The following is a 19096-nucleotide window of genomic DNA, read 5'->3' as shown; positions in this document are numbered from 1 at the left end:
GGCGGATTCTTTCCGCCCGGTCGAGGTGGGCATCAAGGGCCCCGATAAGAATGGAGAGACTCGTGTCGCACGCAGATGATCACGAAGGCACACGCCGGGACTTCCTGTATTACGCTACAGGTGGCGCAGGTGTCGTCGCAACAGGCGCCGCCGTATGGCCGCTTGTGAACCAGATGAACCCGTCCGCGGACGTTCAGGCACTTTCATCTATTCGCGTAGATGTTGGCGACCTTGACCCCGGATCGCAACTGACCGTGCTCTGGCTCGGCAAACCAGTATTTATCCGCCGCCGCACCGAAGAAGAGATCGCCGCGGCGCGCGACGTTGATCTGGCTGACCTGCCGGATCCGATTGCCCGCAACAACAACCTTGGTGACGTGCCTGCCACCGACGAGAACCGCGCGCTTGACGAAAGCGGCGAATGGCTCGTTCAGGTCGGCGTATGTACGCACCTTGGCTGCGTCCCGCTTGGCGACGCCGGCGACTTCGGTGGCTGGTTCTGCCCATGCCATGGATCGCACTACGATACGTCCGGACGCATTCGTCGCGGCCCCGCCCCCGAGAACCTGTTGGTCCCTCAGGCAGTATTTGCTGACGAAACAACAATCGTCCTCGGATAAAGGAGAGAAAGATGGCCGGAATTCCTCACGACCACTACGAACCGAAAACCGGTGGCGAAAAGTGGCTGCACCGCCGCCTGCCTGTTGTCGGATTGCTCTATGACACACTGATGATCCCCACACCCAAGAACCTGAACTGGATGTGGATCTGGGGTATCGTCTTGACCTTCTGCCTCGCACTGCAAATCATCACCGGTATCGTGCTTGCAATGCACTATACCCCCCACGTTGATATGGCCTTTGCAAGCGTTGAGCACATCATGCGCAACGTAAACGGTGGCTACATGCTGCGGTACTTGCACATGAACGGTGCATCTCTGTTCTTCATCGCGGTTTACGCTCACATCTTCCGTGGCCTCTACTATGGCTCGTATAAAGAACCACGCGAAGTTACATGGATCATCGGCATCCTGATCTTCGTTCTTATGATGGGCACAGCCTTTATGGGCTACGTTCTGCCGTGGGGTCAGATGTCCTTCTGGGGCGCCACCGTGATCACTGGTCTTTTTGGCGCGATCCCATTCGTGGGCGATGCGCTCCTGACATGGCTACAAGGTGGGCCGGCAGTGGACAACGCCACACTGAACCGCTTCTTCTCGCTGCACTACCTCCTGCCGTTCCTGATTGTCGGCCTCGTTGTCGTGCACATCTGGGCCTTCCACACCACGGGCAACAACAACCCGACCGGTGTCGAAGTGCGTCGCACGTCGAAAGAAGACGCTGCGAAGGATACGGTCCCGTTCTGGCCTTACTACGTCATCAAGGACCTTTTCGCGCTTGCAGTTATCCTTGCAGTGTTCTTTGCAATTGTCGGGTTCATGCCGAACTACCTCGGCCACCCCGATAACTACATCGAAGCGAACCCGCTCGCGACGCCAGCGCACATCGTTCCCGAATGGTACTTCCTGCCATTCTACGCGATCCTGCGCGCCTTCACCGGCGACGTATGGGTCGTAATCGCTGCGAACTTCCTCACCGGAGGCATCATCGACGCCAAGTTCTTCGGCGTGATCGCGATGTTCGGCGCAATCGTTGTTATGGCACTGGCCCCATGGCTCGACACGTCCTCCGTGCGCTCGGGCAAATATCGCCCGATGTTCAAATGGTGGTTCTGGCTGTTGGTAGTAGACTTCTTCTTCCTGATGTGGCTTGGCGCCATGCCGGCAGAAGAACCCTACGCGACGCTGTCGCTGATCGCCTCGGCATACTGGTTCGCCTATTTCCTGGTGATCCTGCCACTGCTCGGCGTCATCGAAAAACCACTGCCACAGCCGGAAACCATCGAAGCCGACTTCGAGGCCCACAAAGCCGCGAAAAATGGTGGTGCCGGTGCTGCCGAAGCCACTCCGGCGGAATGAAAGGAACAATGACAATGATCCGCAAGATCACACTTTCCGCTCTGACCGCACTCGGCCTTGTCGCCGGTGGCGCTGCCTACGCAGCCGGTGCCGCTGGTCACGTCGATGACTATGACTTCTCGTTTGAAGGTCCGTTTGGCACTTTTGACCAAATGCAGCTTCAGCGCGGGCTTCAGGTCTACACTGAAATCTGTTCAGCCTGTCACGGCCTTCAGTACGTGCCGTTCCGCACGCTCGGTGACTCGGGAGGTCCAGATCTCCCCGACGATCAGGTACGCGCCTATGCCGAATTCTACGAAGTGTTCGACCCGGTAATCGACGATTTCCGTCCTGCCACACCGACTGACCACTTCCCAAAGTCCGGCCTTGAAAACGCGCCCGACCTTTCCCTGATGGCAAAAGCACGCGCGGGCTTCCATGGACCATATGGCCTTGGTATCAACCAGCTGTTCAAAGGCATGGGTGGTGCTGAATATATTGCTTCGCTTCTGTCGAGCTACAACGGTTCTGAGCGCGAAGAAGCCGGCGTCGTTCTCTATGGAAACGACACCTACGCTGGCGGTTACCTTGCAATGGGTCCGCCACTTTGGGGCGACGACGTCGAGTATGAAGACGGCACCCAAGCCACCGTTGAGCAACAGGCACAGGACGTTGCCGCCTTCCTGATGTGGACGGCAGAGCCAAAGCAAAACGCCCGCAAAGAAGCTGGCTTTATCGCGGTTCTGTTCCTGACAATCTTCAGCGTGCTCTTGTATCTTACAAACAAGCGCATCTGGGCACCGCTCAAAGGTAAAGGCACAACGCCGGCCGAGTAACCTCGGTCGACTATTTGAAGCGCGCCTCCGTCCCGCGGGGGCGCGTTTTTCATTTTGATCACTGCTTCAATTAATTTGATCAAATTATGCTTGCGGGCGCATGCGCTCAAAGCTAGGTTCTCTCCAATCCAATTTTCCGGTGTTTCATGCTGATCGGCATTCTTCAAAGCGGCCACTTCGCACAGCGCGACGGCGCGCCTCTGCGCGACTACAGTATGCTCTATGCCGAAATGCTTGCCGGACACGGATTCACCTTCAAAACCTGGAGCGTCGTCGACATGGAGTTCCCGGACTCGGTCAACGATGCCGATGGATGGCTCATTTCCGGCTCCCGACATGGCACCTATAATGAACTGCCATTCATCCCACGCCTTGAAGAGTTTATCCGCAAGATCTACGCGGCCAATGTCCCGATAGTTGGGATCTGCTTTGGGCATCAGATCATGGCCGAAGCCCTCGGCGGACATTCCGAGAAATTCGAACACGGCTGGTCGGTCGGAAATGTGGACTATCGGTTCGAGGATGGCACGACATTGGCCATGAATGCTTGGCACCAGGACCAGGTCACGACACCGCCGCCCGATGCACGGACCATCGCAACAAGTGACTTCTGCAAACACGCAGCCTTCGCCTACAAAGGCCGCGCGATGTCGGTTCAGCCACACCCTGAATTCCAGACGCGTGACATTGAAATGCTTCTGGAGATACGCGCGCCCGGTGTGGTGCCGGACGACAGAATCGCCGAAAGCCGCGCGAAACTAAGCAAACCCACCGATAATTCACAAATGGCCGAGCGCATCGCCAATTTTTTCAAGGGAAACGACAATGGCTGACTGGATGGACAAACTCCCCGACTCCGCGGTCAAGTACCTGAAGGGCAATCGGCCTGACGAAGTCGAGTGCATCATATCCGACCTCTCCGGCATTGCGCGCGGCAAAGCCATGCCAGCGTCGAAATACGCGACCCAAAAGCAATTCTATCTGCCGAACTCGATCTTCTTTCAGACCATCACCGGCGGTTGGGGTGAAGCCGCGGGCGAAGAGGGTTTCACCGAGCCCGACATGGTTCTCTCCCCTGATATGACGACGGCAACAGCAGCACCCTGGACCGCCGACTGGACGCTTCAAGTCATCCATGACGCCTTTACCAAATCAGGTGAAGCTGTCTCGTTTGCACCGCGCAATGTCCTGAAGCGAGTTGTTGATCTCTATCTTGCCCGTGGATGGAAGCCCATCGTCGCGCCCGAAATGGAATTCTACCTCGTCGCCCGCAACACCGATCCCGGTCAGGAAATCCGCGCTATGGTAGGACGCTCCGGGCGGCCCGCCGCCGCGCGTCAGGCCTATTCAATCTCAGCCGTGGACGAGTTCGGCCCAGTCATCGACGACATCTACGATTTCGCGGAAGCGCAGGGATTTGAAATCGACGGGATCACTCAGGAAGGCGGCGCTGGACAGCTTGAAATCAACCTGCGCCACGGAAGTCCGGTAAGACTCGCCGACGAGGTGTTCTACTTCAAGCGTCTCATTCGTGAAGCCGCGTTGCGCCATGAATGCTTCGCTACCTTCATGGCCAAGCCAATCCAGACCGAGCCCGGTTCGGCGATGCACATACACCATTCCGTCATTTCAACCGAAACTGGCGAGAACATCTTCTCCGACAAGGACGGCAACGAAACTCCCGAGTTCATGCACTTCATCGGTGGCCTTCAGCGCTATATCCCCGCCGCGACGCCCTTGTTCGCTCCATACGTCAACTCGTTCCGCCGCTATGTCAAAGATAACGCTGCCCCGATCAACCTCGAATGGGCACGCGACAATCGCACGACGGCCATCCGCGTTCCCGTCTCGGGCGCCCAGGCCCGCCGGGTTGAAAACCGACTTCCGGGTATGGACTGCAACCCATACCTCGGGATTGCCGCCTCGCTTGCATGTGGCTACCTCGGGATGGTCGAAGGGATCGAGCCTAAGGAAGAATACAAAGGCGACGCCTACGACGCGGAAGAAGAAATTCCGCGCGGCATATTCGACGCATTCGACAAGTTTTCCGAGGCCAAGCCATTTCGAGAGGTTCTCGGCGAAGAATTCTGCCGCGTCTACGAAATCGTCAAACTCACCGAATACGAAGAGTTCCTGCAAGTCATCAGCCCCTGGGAGCGCGAACACCTCCTCTTGAACGTCTGACCGGCATGAACCCGCTCTACCGCAACGACAAGCCCGGCGCGTATCCGGCAAGCTGGTATGCAGCGACGGCTGACCTTAGCCAAAAGCGCCCTCCGCTTGATGGCGACATTCGTGCCGATGTCGCGATTGTTGGCGCAGGATACACTGGCCTGTCGACAGCGCTTCATGCCGCACAAAGGGGCCTGGATGTCGTTGTCATTGACGCTCACCGGGTCGGCTTTGGTGCGTCTGGCCGCAACGGCGGGCAAGTCGGCACAGGGTGGAACCAATGGCAGGACTGGCTGCAAAAGCGCGTCTCACCGCAAGTAGCCCGCACACTTTGGGACCTCACCGTTGAGGCCAAGGCCCTCACGCGGGACCTCGCCGCAATCCATGCGCCGGATGCAATGTATAAACCCGGTGTGCTTCATGGCGTATGGTCCGACAGCGAGGCACACGACTGGCGCGACTATGCCGACTGGCTCCGGACAAACTACGACTATGACACCGAATACCTCGACGCCGAGGCCTTCCAGGCAATCTGCCCAAGCAAGGGCTATCGTGGTGGTGTGCTTGACTGGGATGCGGGTCACATCCACCCCCTGCGCTATGCGTTGGGCCTCGCAAGAGGCGCCGAAGCCGCAGGAGCGCGTATCTTTGAACTGACAGAAGCGACCAGCGTGGAAACCGGACGCCTGATCACTAATCTGGGGATCGTGACCGCTGATCACATCGTTCTTGCGGGCAACGGCTACATGCCTGACCTCATGCCCGATGTGTCCTCACGGGTTATGCCCATCAACTCGTTCATCGCCGCCACCGAACCGCTGGGGGATCGGGCCAACGAAGTTCTGACCAAGGATATCGCTGTTGCGGACGACCGTTTCGTCGTGAATTACTTCCGTCTTTCCGAAGATAGGCGGCTGCTGTTCGGAGGCCGCGAAAGTTATACACTCGGCTTCCCCACTGACATTATGACTGCCTTGCGCGCCCGAATGGAAAAGCTTTTCCCGACCCTGAAAGGCGTGCAAATCGACTACCATTGGGGCGGAACACTCGGCATCACGATGACACGCCTGCCCTTTATTTCGACGGTCAAACCGGGTGTAATTGCCGCTGCGGGTTTTTCGGGTCACGGCGTCGCGATCACGGGACTTGCAGGCAAAGTTATCGCCGAAGCCATCGCAGGCGAAGCCGCCCGTTTCGAACTTCTGTCAAAGCTCCCGACAGGCAAGTTCCCCGGTGGAAAACATGCGCGCCTTCCGCTGCTCACTCTTGGGATGACCTGGTATTCGCTACGCGACCGACTTGGGATCTAGCCAAACAGGCGGTAATAAATCCAGTCCGGCAGGAATTGCGTGAACCGAAGGGCTGAACTGAAAAGCGTCGGATAATTCTTAGCAAATCGGTCGGTGCCCATATGCTCAACAAACTGACGCGCGGCGTATTCCGGCTCCATCAGGAATGGCATCTTGTAGTCGTTCTTGTCGGTCAGGCGGGTTTTCACGAAGCCAGGGTTGATCAACTGCACCTGCACACCTGTCTTGCGTAAATCTGCATACATCGTTTCGGCGAGGGACATCAAACCAGCCTTCGACGCACCGTATCCCACGGCTTTCGGCAAGCCACGGAATCCAGACAGCGAACCAGTGAACACAATATGCCCCGAGTCGCGCTCGACCATTTTCGGGACAACATGCCCGAGGACGCGAAACGCACCTGTCAGGTTGATATCGATCATCTTCACAGCGTGCTCAGGCTCCCACGCCGCCGAACCGAAGGACCAATAGACTCCGGCCAGAAAGACCAGGCCATCGACCTCGCCCGCAGCCAACGCTGCCTCTGCGACGCTCTCGTCGTTTGCTATATCCATCGGGACAACTGTGGATTTACCCGGCAATTCGGCCGCCAAAGCGTTCAGATCAACTTCATTGCGTGCACTCAGGATCACCTCGGCGCCCATCTGGCTGATCTGGCGCGCAACCTCGCGCCCCAGTCCGGCAGATGCACCAACGATCCAATACCGCTTACCGTTCCAATTCTTCATGCTGCGTCTTTCTGTCCATCAATCTGAGCGCTCTCGATCGGCCGCATGGTGGCGACCAGCTCCGCAACCTTGATACCGAACTTTCGGAACTGGCTGCGGTTGATGATCGTGCCATTCTCAACAAGATACATCCAATCAACCACATCCAGTGAATGCCCGCCCGCGCTTTCGGGCAGTTTGATCGTATAGTTCAGACACACGCCCGACCCCATCTGCTGACCGCTGCCGACCCCGACAAGGTCAGCCGCATCCGCACGAATACGCCCTGTCTCAGACAAGGACAGCCGCCACTCGCGGTCCTGCTCAACGCCACTGTCATAGCGGAAATGCTCTGACATTCGGCCCTCGTTTCCATCCCACTCGGCAAAGAATTCGGCCACAAAACGCGACGAGACCCGCCCCGTTGGCCCATAGATAACGCCCTCGCAGGCAATGCGCCCGTTCAGATGTTCGCGAATGTCGAAATCCGGTGTGTTTCCGGTGTAATCTTCAGGCGTCTGCGCCGTAAAATCCAGAAACCGCGACTTCGCGACAATTGCCGCAAGCACGATAGCAAATCCAATAAGAACGCCCAGAAAGATGTCCATCCGTCAGGTCTCCAGCAAGGCCGGTTCTGCATAGCTGCGGTCAATCGGTGTCAGCGCCAAAAGCGCCATCGCCACCAACTTCAAAACACAGGGCAAAACGGCATACATCAATGTCAAAGTGAATAGCGCGTCCTCGGAAGCGCCTTGTGTCATTCCCGGCTCAAACCCGGATGCCTCAAGCAACGGCAAGAGAAACACAGCCGCAAACGCAAGGGTAAATTTCGAAACGAACGACCAAAGGCCAAAGCCCTCTGCCGCTTCCGGAGCTATGTCCGACATGCGCCGCGCAAAGATCGCGGGCAACAAGGTCATATCCGCCCCAAGAGCAGCCCCTGACGCTATGCAGATCAACGCAAATGCAAGCGTATCCCCGGTCCCCAGGAAGGCCGCGCATCCAAACGAGGCAATCGCCAGCGCCATTCCCACAAGCAGCGCGCGCTTTGCACCGATCTGACCGGCGACCTTTCCCCAAACAGGGGCAGACGCTGCAGCCGCAAGGAAAAACAACAACAAAAGCGGTCCTTCCCAGCCGACCGCACCTAAACGGCTTTCCACGAAAAACAGGAAAAGTGTCGACGTTACAGCAACCGGCGTGGCGTTAAGTAACGCGATCAGCAAAAGCTTCCGCGCCAAGGGATCGCTCAGAATTGGCCGAAAGCCAATGCCGTCGACCGTTCCACCGGCACGCCACTCTGCACGCATTGCATAGACGGCCACCGCCGCTGCGCCAGCAAACAAGACCGCAAACAGCGCAAATGGCGCACCAGTCACCGTGACCAGCGCCACTGGCAGAACCGCCGCCAAAGATATGCCGATCAACGCCCCCGACTCTCGCCAAGTCGCCAGCCGCACATGACCGTCCTCGCCGCCCATTTCTCCGGCCTTTTGGACCCCTTGGGCATAGAAGGTGATCGTCAGGAAACTGAATGCCGAAAACAAAAGCGCCAGCGTCAGCGCAAACCACGCCACAGGCGCAATCGGTGGCGCGACTGCGAACAATCCCACCATCGCCAGTGCCATAACCAATCCGGCGAACGCGACCGAACCTTTGCGCCAAGCGCCAAAACGACGACTCAACCACCCAAGCGCCGGGTCCTGCACCACATCGAACAAGCGCAACCCAAACAACACAGCGCCCAGCGCCGCCAGACTCACTCCGTATTCATCCACGAAGTATTTCGGCGCATGGATATAAATCGGCAATCCTGCCGCCGCCAGCACGCCGGCAAAAATCGCATAAGAAGGAAGCCGTTCGACGCGAGTACTCATCGCGAAACCTCCTTGACGGGCGGTTCGGGACGCGAGCGGAACGCCGCCCCCTTCCACCAAAGCTTGAGCGCCTGCCAATGGATCAGCCCAAGCACCCGTCGCGACCCCAATGGCCGCCGCACAAGAGCGCGCACCAGAGCCTTTGACGTCAAAGGCGCCCGAGGCCCCGTCAAAGTCGCAAGTAGACCGCCATTCCCGGCGGTATAGTCAATCCAGACGCCGATCTTGTCCGGGCGGATATCAAAGCGAAACGTGTAGCCACCTTCGACCGGCTGAAACGGCGAAACATGCAGGCATTTCTCAGAAGTCAGCGTGTCTTCGCGATCGATCTCACGCCAGTCGTCATGATGGCAAAGATACGAATGACGGTCGCCATAGGTGTTGGTCACCTCGGGTATCACCGTTCTGAGCGCGTTCCCCTCGTCGTAGATCAACCAGAAGCTCACCGGATTGAACACATGCCCCAAAACCCGCGGCTGGGCCAAAAGCTCAATCCTTCCGATGGCAAATGGAGCCTCTGCCTGCGTCAAAACTTCGCGCACCCACGTCGCCCCACGCCCCGCCTTTGGTGCCCCACCATGGTCATCGTCATGCAACGAAACCAGTCCACGCCTGTTGCGCGCGAACAAAAGCGGCGTTTTCACAACGGCTTCAGCGTCCAGTAGGACATAGTCCACACTGTACCGAAACGCATTTTCCAATGCGCCCTTGCGACCATGAAAGGTCTGTCCGTTGATATGTTCGACGCGCGATGTCACTCGGCTGCAACTGCTGCTTGTCCGGGCACCGCCATGGCTTCCACCACATCAACCGCGCTTGCAAGACCGTCTTCGTGAAAGCCGTTCTTCATCCACGCTCCACAGAACCAAGTTCTGTTCTGCCCATTCATATTGCGAATGGTCGCCTGCGCCTCAAAGGCCGCGATATCGTAAACCGGGTGCCGGAACGTCGCCTCGTCATAAATCAGTTCGTCGCGGATAGGTGCCGAACGATTGAGGGTGACGAACATCGGATCGTCATGTGGAATCGGCTGCAAGGAATTCATCCAATAGCTCAGATCAATCGGATCATCCGGGGATTTGCCCGTGTCCACGTAAGACCACGACGACCACACCTTTTTGCGCGCCGGCATGACGCCCGGATCGCAATGCAAGACTGCCGTGTTCGACTGATAGCGGATGGCGCTCAATACCGATGTCTCGGAAGGCGTTGCATCTTGCAGCAATGACAGCGTGTCATCAGAGTGCGTTGCAAAGACAACTTCGTCGAACGCCTCCCATTCACCGCCCTCGACACGCACTTCAACACCATAAACCGTGCGCCGCACAGCCTTTACGGATGCCGCAAGCCGCACGTCCACGCCGCGCTGGTCGAGCGCGCGCTCAAGACGTTTAACATATTCAATTGATCCACCTTTAACGGTGTACCACTGCGGATCGCCGTAATAGCCCAGCAACCCGTGGTTCTTGAAGAACTCGATCATGGCGCGGGCTGGAAAGTCCAGAATATGCGCCGTTGGCGTGGACCAGATCGCACCGGAAAACGGCGTCAAGTAATAGTCCTTGAACCACGACCCCAGTCCGAGCGTCGCAATCAACTCGCCAATCGTCATATCCGGGGTCGCAACGGCATCTGCCTTCCCATTGAAGCGCAGGATATCCCGGATCATGCGCAAGAACTGAGGACGAGCCGCATTCGAACGCTGCGCGAAGATCGTATCGACATCCGCCAGTCCGTACTCCAATGCGCCACCACGCGCGGAAACGCCAAAACTCATGGCGCTTGGAACGGTCGGAACATCCAGGTCGGCGAATAGCTTCGTCAGATGCGGATAGTTGCGATGATTGAAGACGATGAACCCGGTATCGACCGGCTGATTACCATTCTTTCCGGCGATCACGGTCCGCGCGTGCCCACCAAGGCGCGGCGCGTCTTCCATCAGCACTACATGGTTGGACTCGGCCAGATGATACGCCGCCCCCATGCCAGAAATACCGCCACCAATCACAGCAATTCTCTTCGCAGCCGAGCTGCGTTCTTCAAATGGCATTTCTGTCTCCCGCCTTCTATTCGTTCTCTTTACGCAGCCAACCGCTCCGCAGATTAAACTTTCCCGGAATTCATTTATTTTTGATCTGCACGTCTGACCCCTCCGTAAACAATTCAAATGCCGAAAGATAACGCTTACATAGTTGATGATTCAGATGCAGCGCCCTTGGCTCACGCTCGCGCAGCTATTAAACCGTCTTCTCATGGACAGCGACAGATGACCTCTATGGTTAAGGCAGATGAAATTGACTGGCCCGAGCTTGTCCGGCGGATCCACTTGGATCAGGACAAAAAAGCTTTCGCCAAAGTGTTTGCGCACTTCGCTCCTCGGGTGAAGTCGTTTTTGATGAAGGGCGGCTCTGGGGAAACCCTTGCCGAGGAATGTACGCAGGAGGTTATGGCCACGCTTTGGCAAAAAGCGCACTTATTCGATCCGACGCGCGCAAGCGTATCTACGTGGATATTCACGATTGCACGAAACAAGAAGATCGACGCGCTCAGAAAGCAAAGACGCCCCGAACCCGAGGACCTTACCTGGGGTCCAGAGGCAGAACCTGATCAGGCGGATGTGATCGTCCTGCAACAGGAAACCGAAAGACTTGCAAAAGCAGTCGCCGAATTGCCCGAAAAACAGAGACTTTTGATCAAGCAGGCCTACTTTGGCGATTTGAGCCACAATGAGATTGCCGAAGAAACCGGCCTCCCGCTTGGAACGATTAAATCGAGAATACGTTTGGCGCTGGAACGACTGCGTCACACGATGAAATGAGAAACGCCATGGAACAAATTAAACATCATCTGAACGACAGCCTGTTGATGGGCTATGCATCGGGCAACCTGCCCGAAGGCTTTAGCCTGGTCGTCGCAACGCATATTTCACTGTGCGACGAATGCCGGGCCCGTCTCGAAAGCTTCGACGCGGTCGGCGGCGTGCTGATGGACAATGACGATGAAGTCGCAATGCACGAGGATTCATTGGCATCGACCTTCAACCTCATTGCCAACACACCCGAGGCTCCAAAGACCTCCGTTCCAACCAAGGGTGCGGTCTTGCCGACCCCTTTGCAAAGTTACGTCGGCGGCGACCTGGACAAGGTGCGCTGGAGCAATCTCGGCGGCGGCGTCAAGCAATGCCTTCTAAAGACCTCGAACAAGGCAACCGTTCGGCTCTTGAACATTCCGGCGGGCGCTGCGATGCCAGACCATGGCCACCGCGGAACCGAACTTACTCTGGTCCTCAAAGGCGCGTTTCGCGATGAAGATGGCAGATTTGGTCGCGGTGATATCGAACTCGCAAACGAAGACCTGCATCACACACCTGTGGCTGAAGCTGGCGAGGATTGCATCTGCCTCGCCGCGACGGACGCGCCTCTGCGCTTTCGCAGCTTGATCCCCCGGATGGCACAGCCATTCCTCGGCATCTGATAGAAACGACGCGCAGTCGGCTCAAACCGCTGCGCGTTCTTAATTCTCCAGACTGAAACTCGCGCGAAGATGATCTGCCGCGGCAACCACGGCGGGGTTGTCGTTGCGCCCGTGCAGTAGCCCAAGCGCATAGCCCGGCAATTTCGGCAACCCATGCTTGGCCGGTGCCTCGACGATATCTCCACCCAAACCGTATTTCGCGATTGGAGCCACAGCCAAATCCGCAAGGATCGCCGCGCGCTGTCCCGAGATATTCCCGCTTTGGAACGCCACGCGCCAATCGCGGCCTGCCGCGTCCAGAGCTTTCGTCGCCGCATTGCGCCACACACAGGTTTCGTCCCAAACGCTTACCGGCAATGGCTCCTGCTGCGCAGCAATACCCCCGCGACGCATGGCCCAGACAAGGTTTTCACGCAGTAGCACTTCCACCTCCTGCGAGCCTGAAAGGCCTGCCTCACAGGTAATGATTGCCAAATCCAGTTCGCCCGAGCGATAGGCCTCGACCATCCTGTCGGTCGTGTCCACAATGACATTCACCGTCACACAGCAATGCGTATCCGCGAAACGGCGCAACATGCTCAGCAAGAAACGTTCTGCAACATCGTCAGGCGCTCCAAGACGGACGACACCCTGAACATCCGGCTGAATGAATCGCGCCACAGCCTCGCGATTCAGCGCCAGCATCCGGCGCGCATGTTCGAGGAGAAATGCGCAATCAGGAGCGAACGCCACGGAACGGCTGTCGCGCACAAATATCGGACGCCCCAGCATGTCTTCCATTTTCTTGACCTGCATCGAAATCGCAGATGGCGTTCGGTGCACAACCGCAGCCGCACTTGAAAAACTGCCCGAGTCAGCAATCGCGACCAGAGTCTGCAGCATGTCCAGATCCAACAGTGGGATGCGCGGCTTCATCTGCACGTTCATAAATTTACCTATCAGAAAAAATGAATGTTCTAATCAATTCTATTCGTTTGATTGATATCTGTCCAGTCTGCATTCTCACTTCAAGACGAAGCACACCGACTTAGGAGCCCGAAAATGACTGACTTCACCTGCGACCACATCCAACCCTCACAGATCGGTCACCCGCTTTTTGACCTTTCAAACAAGCTGGCTGCCCGCATTCGCGCCAGGCAACAACGACGCAAGCTGGCCGAGTTGATGGCACTGGATCGGAAAACCCTCCGGGACATCGGCCTTACCCGCAAAGATGTCGCTCAGACGTTGGCGCAACCTTTGTCTGTAGATGCGCAAACCGAATTGTACCGGATTGCCTATCTGAATGGCCGCAACCTGATGTGACCAAACGGGCGGAAGCGCTATAGTCCCTGATATGCTCAAAGCGCCCGTTCACATACCCTCCCCCAACCTTTGTCCCAAAGGTGGGGGAGTATTGGGCAAACGGACATGAGGGACTTCGCCGCCTTGTTCTCTGCCCTCGACAGAACGACGCGCACAAACGAAAAAGTCGCGGCGCTGGCCGCGTATTTTGACACAGCACCCGATAGCGACCGCCTGTGGACAATTGCTCTAATGTCAGGCCGACGGCCCAAGCGCACCGTGACGACCACGCGATTGCGGGAATGGGCGGCCGAGCAGGCAGGAATTCCCCTCTGGCTGTTCGAAGAGAGCTATCCAATCGTTGGGGATCTGGCAGAAACAATTGCGCTTGTCCTGCCCGGTCCGACTGGTCGCTCAGACCGAACCCTCACCGAGTGGATCGCCGAAATCCGAAACCTTGCAACCCTTGACGAGAACGCTCGAAAAGCACGCATCCTCCAAGCTTGGGCCACGCTCGACACGCCCGAGCGGTTTGCCTTCAACAAACTCATCACCGGCGGGTTTCGCATGGGTGTCAGCCAAAAACTGATGACCCGCGCCCTGTCCAGGGCAACCGGCATAGCAGAACCCGAACTCGCCCATCGTCTGATGGGTAAATGGAACCCCGACGGCACAACCTTCAACGGCCTCATCCTCTCCCCGAACCCCGAAGCGGACCTTTCCAAACCCTATCCTTTCTACCTCGCCTATCCGCTCGATACTGCGCCAGACGACCTTGGACGGCCCTCCGACTGGTCGGCGGAATACAAATGGGACGGGATTAGGGGGCAATTGGTTCTGCGCGGCGGAGATCACCATCTCTGGTCACGCGGCGAAGAATTGATGACCGACCGTTTCCCCGAGTTCTCTGTTCTCGCCGATTTCGTTCCGCCAGGCACGGTGATCGACGGCGAAGTCCTCGCCTGGAAGGACGAAACGCCGATGTCTTTCGCGGCCCTTCAAAAACGCATCGGGCGGAAGACAGTTCCAGCCAAACTACTGAAGGACGCTCCTGTTATCCTGCGCGCATACGACCTGCTTGAACATAACGGAGAAGATATACGCACCCTTCCCTTCGCCCAGCGCCGCGCGCGCCTTGAGACCCTTGTGACCGACGTTCCGACCGACGCCCCCCTGCGCCTGTCACCGCAGCTCGAATTTGCCTCGTGGGAAAACCTTGCCGCCGAGCGCGCCCGGTCGCGCGAGATTTTCGCAGAAGGTGTGATGCTGAAACGTTTGGACAGCCCGTACCGCGACGGCCGCCGCAAAGGCGACTGGTGGAAGTGGAAGGTTGACCCGCTCGTGATCGACGCCGTGATGATCTACGCTCAGGCAGGACACGGCCGCCGCGCCAATCTTTTTACCGATTTCACCTTCGCGGTCTGGGACGGAGACACTTTGGTGCCGTTCACCAAGGCGTATTCGGGTCTGACGGACGCCGAATTCCGCGAGATCACGGCATGGGTGCGCAAGAACACGGTCGAGCGGTTCGGACCGGTGCGATCCGTCACCGCCGCGCACGTCTTTGAAATTGCCTTTGAGGGGATCGCAGAGAGTCCGCGACACAAGTCCGGTGTCGCGTTGAGGTTTCCCCGAATGTCTCGCTGGCGCAAAGACAAGCCGGTGTCCGAGGCAAATACGCTTAGCGATCTGAAAGCCATGCTGGACGCGTATTCCTGATTGCTCCCCCTTCGGGGTCGCGGTGTGCGAGGGGCCAGCCCCTCGCGCTCCCCGGGATATTTTCGCCAAGAAGAAGGACAAAGCACATGTTTGGCAAGTTTCACCTTCCGATCCGGCGTTTCAGCGCCTATCTGAAGGGAAACCAATTGAACGGAGTTATCCATGCAGTTCGTGCCCCGCCCCGCTTTCGACATCAATGCCAGTGGTGCAGGTGATCATGGGGATCTTCCCGAGTGGAACCTCACAGATCTTTATGAAAGCCCGGATGCACCGGAACTGAAGCGCGACATGGACTGGCTTGAAGAGGCATGTGCTTCGTTTGCCGCCGATTACGATGGCAAGCTCGCAGGCCTTGATGCCGCTGGCATGCTCGACTGCGTCCTGCGTTATGAGAAGATCGATATGATCGCAGGTCGCATCATGTCCTTCATCGGCTTGCGCTATTATCAGATCACCACCGATTCTGAACGTGCCAAGGCGTTGTCCGACGCGCAGGACAAGATCACCGCCTATACGACACCGCTGGTGTTCTTCTCGCTTGAGATCAACCGTATCAACGATGCCGCCCTCGATGCGCTCTTTGCCGAGAACGCTGACCTGGCCCGCTACAAGCCCATCTTCGACCGGATGCGCACCATGCGCCCCTATCAATTGTCAGACGAGCTTGAAAAGTTCCTCCACGATCAGTCCACCGTCGGATCCGCGGCCTGGAACCGCCTGTTCGACGAGACCATTGCAGGCCTTGAATTTCACATCGGTGACGAGACCCGCGGCCTTGAGGCGACTCTCAACGACCTCACCGACCAGAACCGCGACACCCGCGAAACTGCCGCGCGCGAAGTTGCACGTGTCTTCGGCGAAAACGTCAAACTCTTCGCTCGCGTCCACAACACGCTCGCCAAGGAGAAGGAAATCGAGGATCGCTGGCGCGGCATGCCCACCCCGCAAACCGGTCGCCACCTGTCAAACCACGTCGAACCTGAAGTCGTGCAAGCCCTCCGCGATGCCGTCGTCAACGCCTACCCACAACTCTCGCATCGCTACTACGAGTTGAAACGCAAATGGCTTGGCCTTGAACGCATGGAAGTCTGGGACCGCAACGCGCCGCTTCCAATGGAAAGCGAACGCCTTGTCGGTTGGGACGAAGCACGCGAAACGGTGCTCTCTGCCTATGGCGAATTCGATCCGGAAATGGCGAAACTGGCCGAACCGTTCTTCGATAAGGGTTGGATCGACGCCGCCGTGAAACCCGGCAAAGCGCCCGGGGCCTTCGCCCATCCAACTGTCGCCGACGTCCACCCCTATGTCATGCTTAATTACCTCGGCAAGCCGCGCGATGTGATGACGCTGGCCCACGAATTGGGTCACGGCGTCCACCAACGCCTGGCAGCGGGCCAGGGCGAACTTCTGTCGTCCACGCCCCTGACACTCGCCGAAACCGCCTCGGTCTTCGGCGAAATGCTGACATTCCGGCGCTTGCTGAAAAACGCCCCGACAAAAGCCGAACGTAAAGTCATGCTCGCCGGCAAGGTCGAGGACATGATCAACACTGTCGTCCGCCAAATTGCCTTTTACGATTTCGAGTGCAAACTCCACGAAGCACGTCGTAGCGGAGAATTGACGCCCGACGACATCAACGCCCTGTGGATGTCCGTTCAGGGTGAAAGCCTCGGACCAGCGTTCGACTTCATGGACGGCTATGAAACCTTCTGGGCCTATATTCCCCATTTTGTACACTCGCCGTTCTACGTCTACGCCTACGCCTTTGGCGACGGACTCGTGAATGCGCTGTATGCGGTCTATGAAGAGGGCGGCGACGATTTTCAGGCCAAGTACTTCGAAATGCTGAAGGCGGGGGGATCGAAACACCACAAGGAACTTCTTGAACCCTTTGGTCTCGACGCATCAGACCCGTCGTTCTGGAACAAGGGCCTGTCTATGATCTCCGGATTCATCGACGAATTGGAAGCAATGGAATAAAAGAAAAGCAAATACAATTGCATAGCCAGATTACCCACCGGATCAGCTCACTCGGTCCGGTGGGGTCAATACATTCAGACAGATGATGATCTGAATAAGCTGTTTAAAAACAGATATTTAATCTAGGATTGCACGAATCATCTCGCTGTACTCTCGTGCTGAAATGTTCCGAAACATGGCTGCGTTTTCCATGTAAGTCTGGCCGCGATTCAAGTGGTCAGAAAAAAAATTATTGAACGCTCGAACTGCAGGCAATCCCGTTTCGAATTTGCGAACATTATCAATTGGGCAGTTTTCGCCACTGTGTGCAAACTGCACAAAGCGGTCATGGTTAAAGTACCAACATACGATCTATCAAGTACCGTGGTCGCAGGAGGCGTATATCGAGCGCTGTGCTGAATAACGGCACGCTGGATTCATAAGGAATACGTTCCATGAAAAACTCCCTCTCCCTCTCCTTCGGTATCGCAGCCGTTCTTTCCGCTTTCATCGCCTCAAACGCAGCCGCACAGAACGTATTTACCGGTACCGATATCGCCGAAGAACTGAACGAAGACTTGCTTGACGACATCGAAGACGATGCCGAGCGTGATCTCGATCGGTTTGGCAACGAAGGTCGCCCACAAGGCTTCTCCGGGTCGCTCGCTCTGCGCGGAATTGCAAGCTCGGGCAACACGGACAGCTCGGACGTAGGTATCGGCTCGGACCTGAACTATGTTTGGGGTCCGAACGGCATCGAACTTCAGCTTAGCTACGCCTACGGCGACGACGCTGGCACAAAAACCGAAGAGTCCCTCTTTTACGGTCTCGAGTATACACGTGACTTCAACCCATCCTTGTTCGGCTTTGCCAAACTTCAGGGCTCCGTTGATGATTTCTCGTCGTTTGAGACAGACACTTTCGCAAGCGTAGGCGCAGGTTACCGCGTCTATAACACGGAAACACTTCAGTGGTCCGTTCAGGCTGGCCCCGGCTACCGTTTCGCCGAGTTGAGCGACATCGCATCGGCAGACGTTAGCGAAGGCGCTTTCGGCGTATCTTCAGACTATGCGCACAAGATCACCGACACTCTGTTCCTCACAAACGATACAGACGTTATCACCTCGAGCTCGGACACAGTGCTCTTCAACGACCTTGCTCTGAACGTTGCAGTTTCCGGCTCAATGGCACTGCGGACAAGCATTCTGACTGAATATCACACCGATCCTGAGCCTGGTTTCACCAGCACAGACAATACTTTCGGTGTTTCGCTGGTTTACTCGTTTAACTAAGATATTTTTCCCTCGTAAAGACGGACCAGCCAACTCAAGGCGGCAGAGAAATCTGCCGCCTTTTTAGTTTGGGCCCGGCGCAGCGATCAGCCGGTCCTGTTGCACCGGCCTCCACAAACCGCGCACCGTGCGTAGATCTCATGCATCCTTAACCTTGGTTAATCCAAGCACCATATCTTGTGGTGGCGATGTCGAGCATAGCAACGTGCACCGACGTAACACCGACGCGATACCGACGTACCGAAAAATCGCATTTGACCCTGAAAACATGCGGTTAACACTTGCGCTGTTGCACGGACCATCAACAGGTGGAGCGTTGCGCGTTCGCACCATTGCACTTGAGCCATCCCACCTTCAAATCGGGCCGCCGGCAGCCAAGCAGCGCTCCATTTGCCACACCGCAACTCCGGTATGCCGAGATAGGCCGTGCAAAATGGAACCAGTATGTTAGACGGCCCGCAACGCAGACGAAAACCCCAGGACACGTTTTGACCAATCCCACAAAGGCC

General features: G+C 57.0%; 18 protein-coding genes and 1 pseudogene. 12 read left to right on the top strand and 7 right to left on the bottom strand.

Annotated features, from left to right (window positions below; translation table 11 throughout):
- Positions 1-62: 62 nt before the first annotated feature.
- The 6 genes from petA (at position 63) to BOA8489_RS06000 (ending at position 6275) form a co-directional block, all read left to right on the top strand.
- On the top strand, positions 63-620 hold the full coding sequence (gene petA, locus BOA8489_RS06025) for a ubiquinol-cytochrome c reductase iron-sulfur subunit (protein ID WP_093973336.1): 558 nt from the start codon (positions 63-65) through the stop codon (positions 618-620).
- Positions 621-631: 11 nt separating this feature from the next.
- Entirely contained in the window at positions 632-1978 is a 1347-nt protein-coding gene (petB, locus tag BOA8489_RS06020; protein ID WP_093973116.1) for a cytochrome b, read from the top strand.
- Positions 1979-1992: 14 nt separating this feature from the next.
- Complete coding sequence (locus BOA8489_RS06015) at positions 1993-2793, top strand: cytochrome c1 (RefSeq protein WP_093973335.1); 801 nt, start codon at positions 1993-1995, stop codon at positions 2791-2793.
- A gap of 146 nt (positions 2794-2939) precedes the next feature.
- Positions 2940-3626, top strand: coding sequence for a type 1 glutamine amidotransferase (locus BOA8489_RS06010; protein WP_093973115.1), 687 nt, complete (start codon positions 2940-2942; stop codon positions 3624-3626).
- Positions 3619-4977 carry a glutamine synthetase family protein gene (locus BOA8489_RS06005; RefSeq protein WP_093973114.1) on the top strand — a complete coding sequence of 453 codons (1359 nt, stop codon included), beginning with the start codon at positions 3619-3621 and terminating at the stop codon, positions 4975-4977. The genes BOA8489_RS06010 and BOA8489_RS06005 overlap by 8 nt, the downstream gene beginning before the upstream one ends.
- Before the next feature lie 5 nt (positions 4978-4982).
- A complete protein-coding gene (locus BOA8489_RS06000) occupies positions 4983-6275 on the top strand; it encodes an NAD(P)/FAD-dependent oxidoreductase (protein WP_093973113.1) in 1293 nt (430 codons plus the stop codon).
- Here the strand turns inward: BOA8489_RS06000 and BOA8489_RS05995 are convergent.
- The 5 genes from BOA8489_RS05995 to BOA8489_RS05975 are packed head-to-tail and all read right to left on the bottom strand — an operon-like array spanning position 6272 to position 10909.
- Complete coding sequence (locus BOA8489_RS05995; protein WP_093973112.1) at positions 6272-7003, bottom strand: SDR family NAD(P)-dependent oxidoreductase; 732 nt, start codon at positions 7001-7003, stop codon at positions 6272-6274. The genes BOA8489_RS06000 and BOA8489_RS05995 overlap by 4 nt on opposite strands.
- On the bottom strand, positions 7000-7590 hold the full coding sequence (locus BOA8489_RS05990; RefSeq protein WP_093973111.1) for a DUF3833 family protein: 591 nt from the start codon (positions 7588-7590) through the stop codon (positions 7000-7002). The genes BOA8489_RS05995 and BOA8489_RS05990 overlap by 4 nt, the downstream gene beginning before the upstream one ends.
- 3 nt (positions 7591-7593) lie before the next feature.
- Complete coding sequence (locus BOA8489_RS05985) at positions 7594-8859, bottom strand: MFS transporter (RefSeq protein ID WP_093973110.1); 1266 nt, start codon at positions 8857-8859, stop codon at positions 7594-7596.
- Positions 8856-9617, bottom strand: coding sequence for a DUF1365 domain-containing protein (locus BOA8489_RS05980; RefSeq protein ID WP_093973109.1), 762 nt, complete (start codon positions 9615-9617; stop codon positions 8856-8858). Before BOA8489_RS05980 ends, BOA8489_RS05985 begins: the two co-directional genes overlap by 4 nt.
- Positions 9614-10909: an NAD(P)/FAD-dependent oxidoreductase gene (locus BOA8489_RS05975; RefSeq protein WP_093973108.1), complete on the bottom strand. Its 1296-nt coding sequence runs from the start codon at positions 10907-10909 to the stop codon at positions 9614-9616. Before BOA8489_RS05975 ends, BOA8489_RS05980 begins: the two co-directional genes overlap by 4 nt.
- Positions 10910-11134: 225 nt before the next feature.
- Between BOA8489_RS05975 and BOA8489_RS05970 the strand changes: the two genes are divergently transcribed.
- A complete protein-coding gene (locus tag BOA8489_RS05970) occupies positions 11135-11677 on the top strand; it encodes a sigma-70 family RNA polymerase sigma factor (RefSeq protein ID WP_176440226.1) in 543 nt (180 codons plus the stop codon).
- 8 nt (positions 11678-11685) lie between these two features.
- Positions 11686-12333, top strand: coding sequence for a ChrR family anti-sigma-E factor (locus BOA8489_RS05965; protein WP_093973106.1), 648 nt, complete (start codon positions 11686-11688; stop codon positions 12331-12333).
- A gap of 39 nt (positions 12334-12372) precedes the next feature.
- On the opposite strand, the gene BOA8489_RS05960 is transcribed toward BOA8489_RS05965, so the two are convergent.
- Complete coding sequence (locus BOA8489_RS05960) at positions 12373-13260, bottom strand: LysR substrate-binding domain-containing protein (protein ID WP_093973105.1); 888 nt, start codon at positions 13258-13260, stop codon at positions 12373-12375.
- Between the two features lie 114 nt (positions 13261-13374).
- Between BOA8489_RS05960 and BOA8489_RS05955 the strand changes: the two genes are divergently transcribed.
- From BOA8489_RS05955 to BOA8489_RS05940, 4 genes are all read left to right on the top strand, one after another.
- A complete protein-coding gene (locus tag BOA8489_RS05955; RefSeq protein WP_093973104.1) occupies positions 13375-13638 on the top strand; it encodes a YjiS-like domain-containing protein in 264 nt (87 codons plus the stop codon).
- A gap of 105 nt (positions 13639-13743) precedes the next feature.
- Positions 13744-15336, top strand: a complete 1593-nt coding sequence (locus tag BOA8489_RS05950) for an ATP-dependent DNA ligase (RefSeq protein ID WP_093973103.1) — start codon at positions 13744-13746, stop codon at positions 15334-15336.
- A gap of 162 nt (positions 15337-15498) precedes the next feature.
- Positions 15499-17316 carry a M3 family oligoendopeptidase gene (locus tag BOA8489_RS05945; RefSeq protein ID WP_093973102.1) on the top strand — a complete coding sequence of 606 codons (1818 nt, stop codon included), beginning with the start codon at positions 15499-15501 and terminating at the stop codon, positions 17314-17316.
- Positions 17317-17750: 434 nt separating this feature from the next.
- Positions 17751-18587, top strand: a complete 837-nt coding sequence (locus BOA8489_RS05940; protein ID WP_093973101.1) for a DUF481 domain-containing protein — start codon at positions 17751-17753, stop codon at positions 18585-18587.
- A gap of 148 nt (positions 18588-18735) precedes the next feature.
- On the opposite strand, the pseudogene BOA8489_RS21055 reads toward BOA8489_RS05940, so the two are convergent.
- A pseudogene (locus BOA8489_RS21055) lies at positions 18736-18840 on the bottom strand (hypothetical protein); the annotation flags it as partial.
- Positions 18841-19096: the final 256 nt, after the last annotated feature.

Source organism: Boseongicola aestuarii (assembly GCF_900184815.1).
Lineage (GTDB): Bacteria > Pseudomonadota > Alphaproteobacteria > Rhodobacterales > Rhodobacteraceae > Boseongicola > Boseongicola aestuarii.
Note: the sequence above shows the minus strand (reverse complement) of the source record. Positions and strands in the feature narration are given on the sequence as shown.

Coding starts and splice junctions, on each gene's coding strand:
- BOA8489_RS05945 (WP_093973102.1), top strand. CDS start 15,499: ATGCAGTTCGTGCCCCGCCCCGCTTTCGACATCAATGCCAGTGGTGCA.
- BOA8489_RS06015 (WP_093973335.1), top strand. CDS start 1,993: ATGATCCGCAAGATCACACTTTCCGCTCTGACCGCACTCGGCCTTGTC.
- BOA8489_RS05975 (WP_093973108.1), bottom strand. CDS start 10,909: ATGCCATTTGAAGAACGCAGCTCGGCTGCGAAGAGAATTGCTGTGATT.
- BOA8489_RS05990 (WP_093973111.1), bottom strand. CDS start 7,590: ATGGACATCTTTCTGGGCGTTCTTATTGGATTTGCTATCGTGCTTGCG.
- BOA8489_RS06000 (WP_093973113.1), top strand. CDS start 4,983: ATGAACCCGCTCTACCGCAACGACAAGCCCGGCGCGTATCCGGCAAGC.
- BOA8489_RS05960 (WP_093973105.1), bottom strand. CDS start 13,260: ATGAACGTGCAGATGAAGCCGCGCATCCCACTGTTGGATCTGGACATG.
- BOA8489_RS05965 (WP_093973106.1), top strand. CDS start 11,686: ATGGAACAAATTAAACATCATCTGAACGACAGCCTGTTGATGGGCTAT.
- BOA8489_RS05950 (WP_093973103.1), top strand. CDS start 13,744: ATGAGGGACTTCGCCGCCTTGTTCTCTGCCCTCGACAGAACGACGCGC.
- BOA8489_RS06010 (WP_093973115.1), top strand. CDS start 2,940: ATGCTGATCGGCATTCTTCAAAGCGGCCACTTCGCACAGCGCGACGGC.
- BOA8489_RS05995 (WP_093973112.1), bottom strand. CDS start 7,003: ATGAAGAATTGGAACGGTAAGCGGTATTGGATCGTTGGTGCATCTGCC.
- BOA8489_RS05940 (WP_093973101.1), top strand. CDS start 17,751: ATGAAAAACTCCCTCTCCCTCTCCTTCGGTATCGCAGCCGTTCTTTCC.
- BOA8489_RS06005 (WP_093973114.1), top strand. CDS start 3,619: ATGGCTGACTGGATGGACAAACTCCCCGACTCCGCGGTCAAGTACCTG.
- petB (WP_093973116.1), top strand. CDS start 632: ATGGCCGGAATTCCTCACGACCACTACGAACCGAAAACCGGTGGCGAA.
- BOA8489_RS05970 (WP_176440226.1), top strand. CDS start 11,135: ATGGTTAAGGCAGATGAAATTGACTGGCCCGAGCTTGTCCGGCGGATC.
- BOA8489_RS05955 (WP_093973104.1), top strand. CDS start 13,375: ATGACTGACTTCACCTGCGACCACATCCAACCCTCACAGATCGGTCAC.
- BOA8489_RS05985 (WP_093973110.1), bottom strand. CDS start 8,859: ATGAGTACTCGCGTCGAACGGCTTCCTTCTTATGCGATTTTTGCCGGC.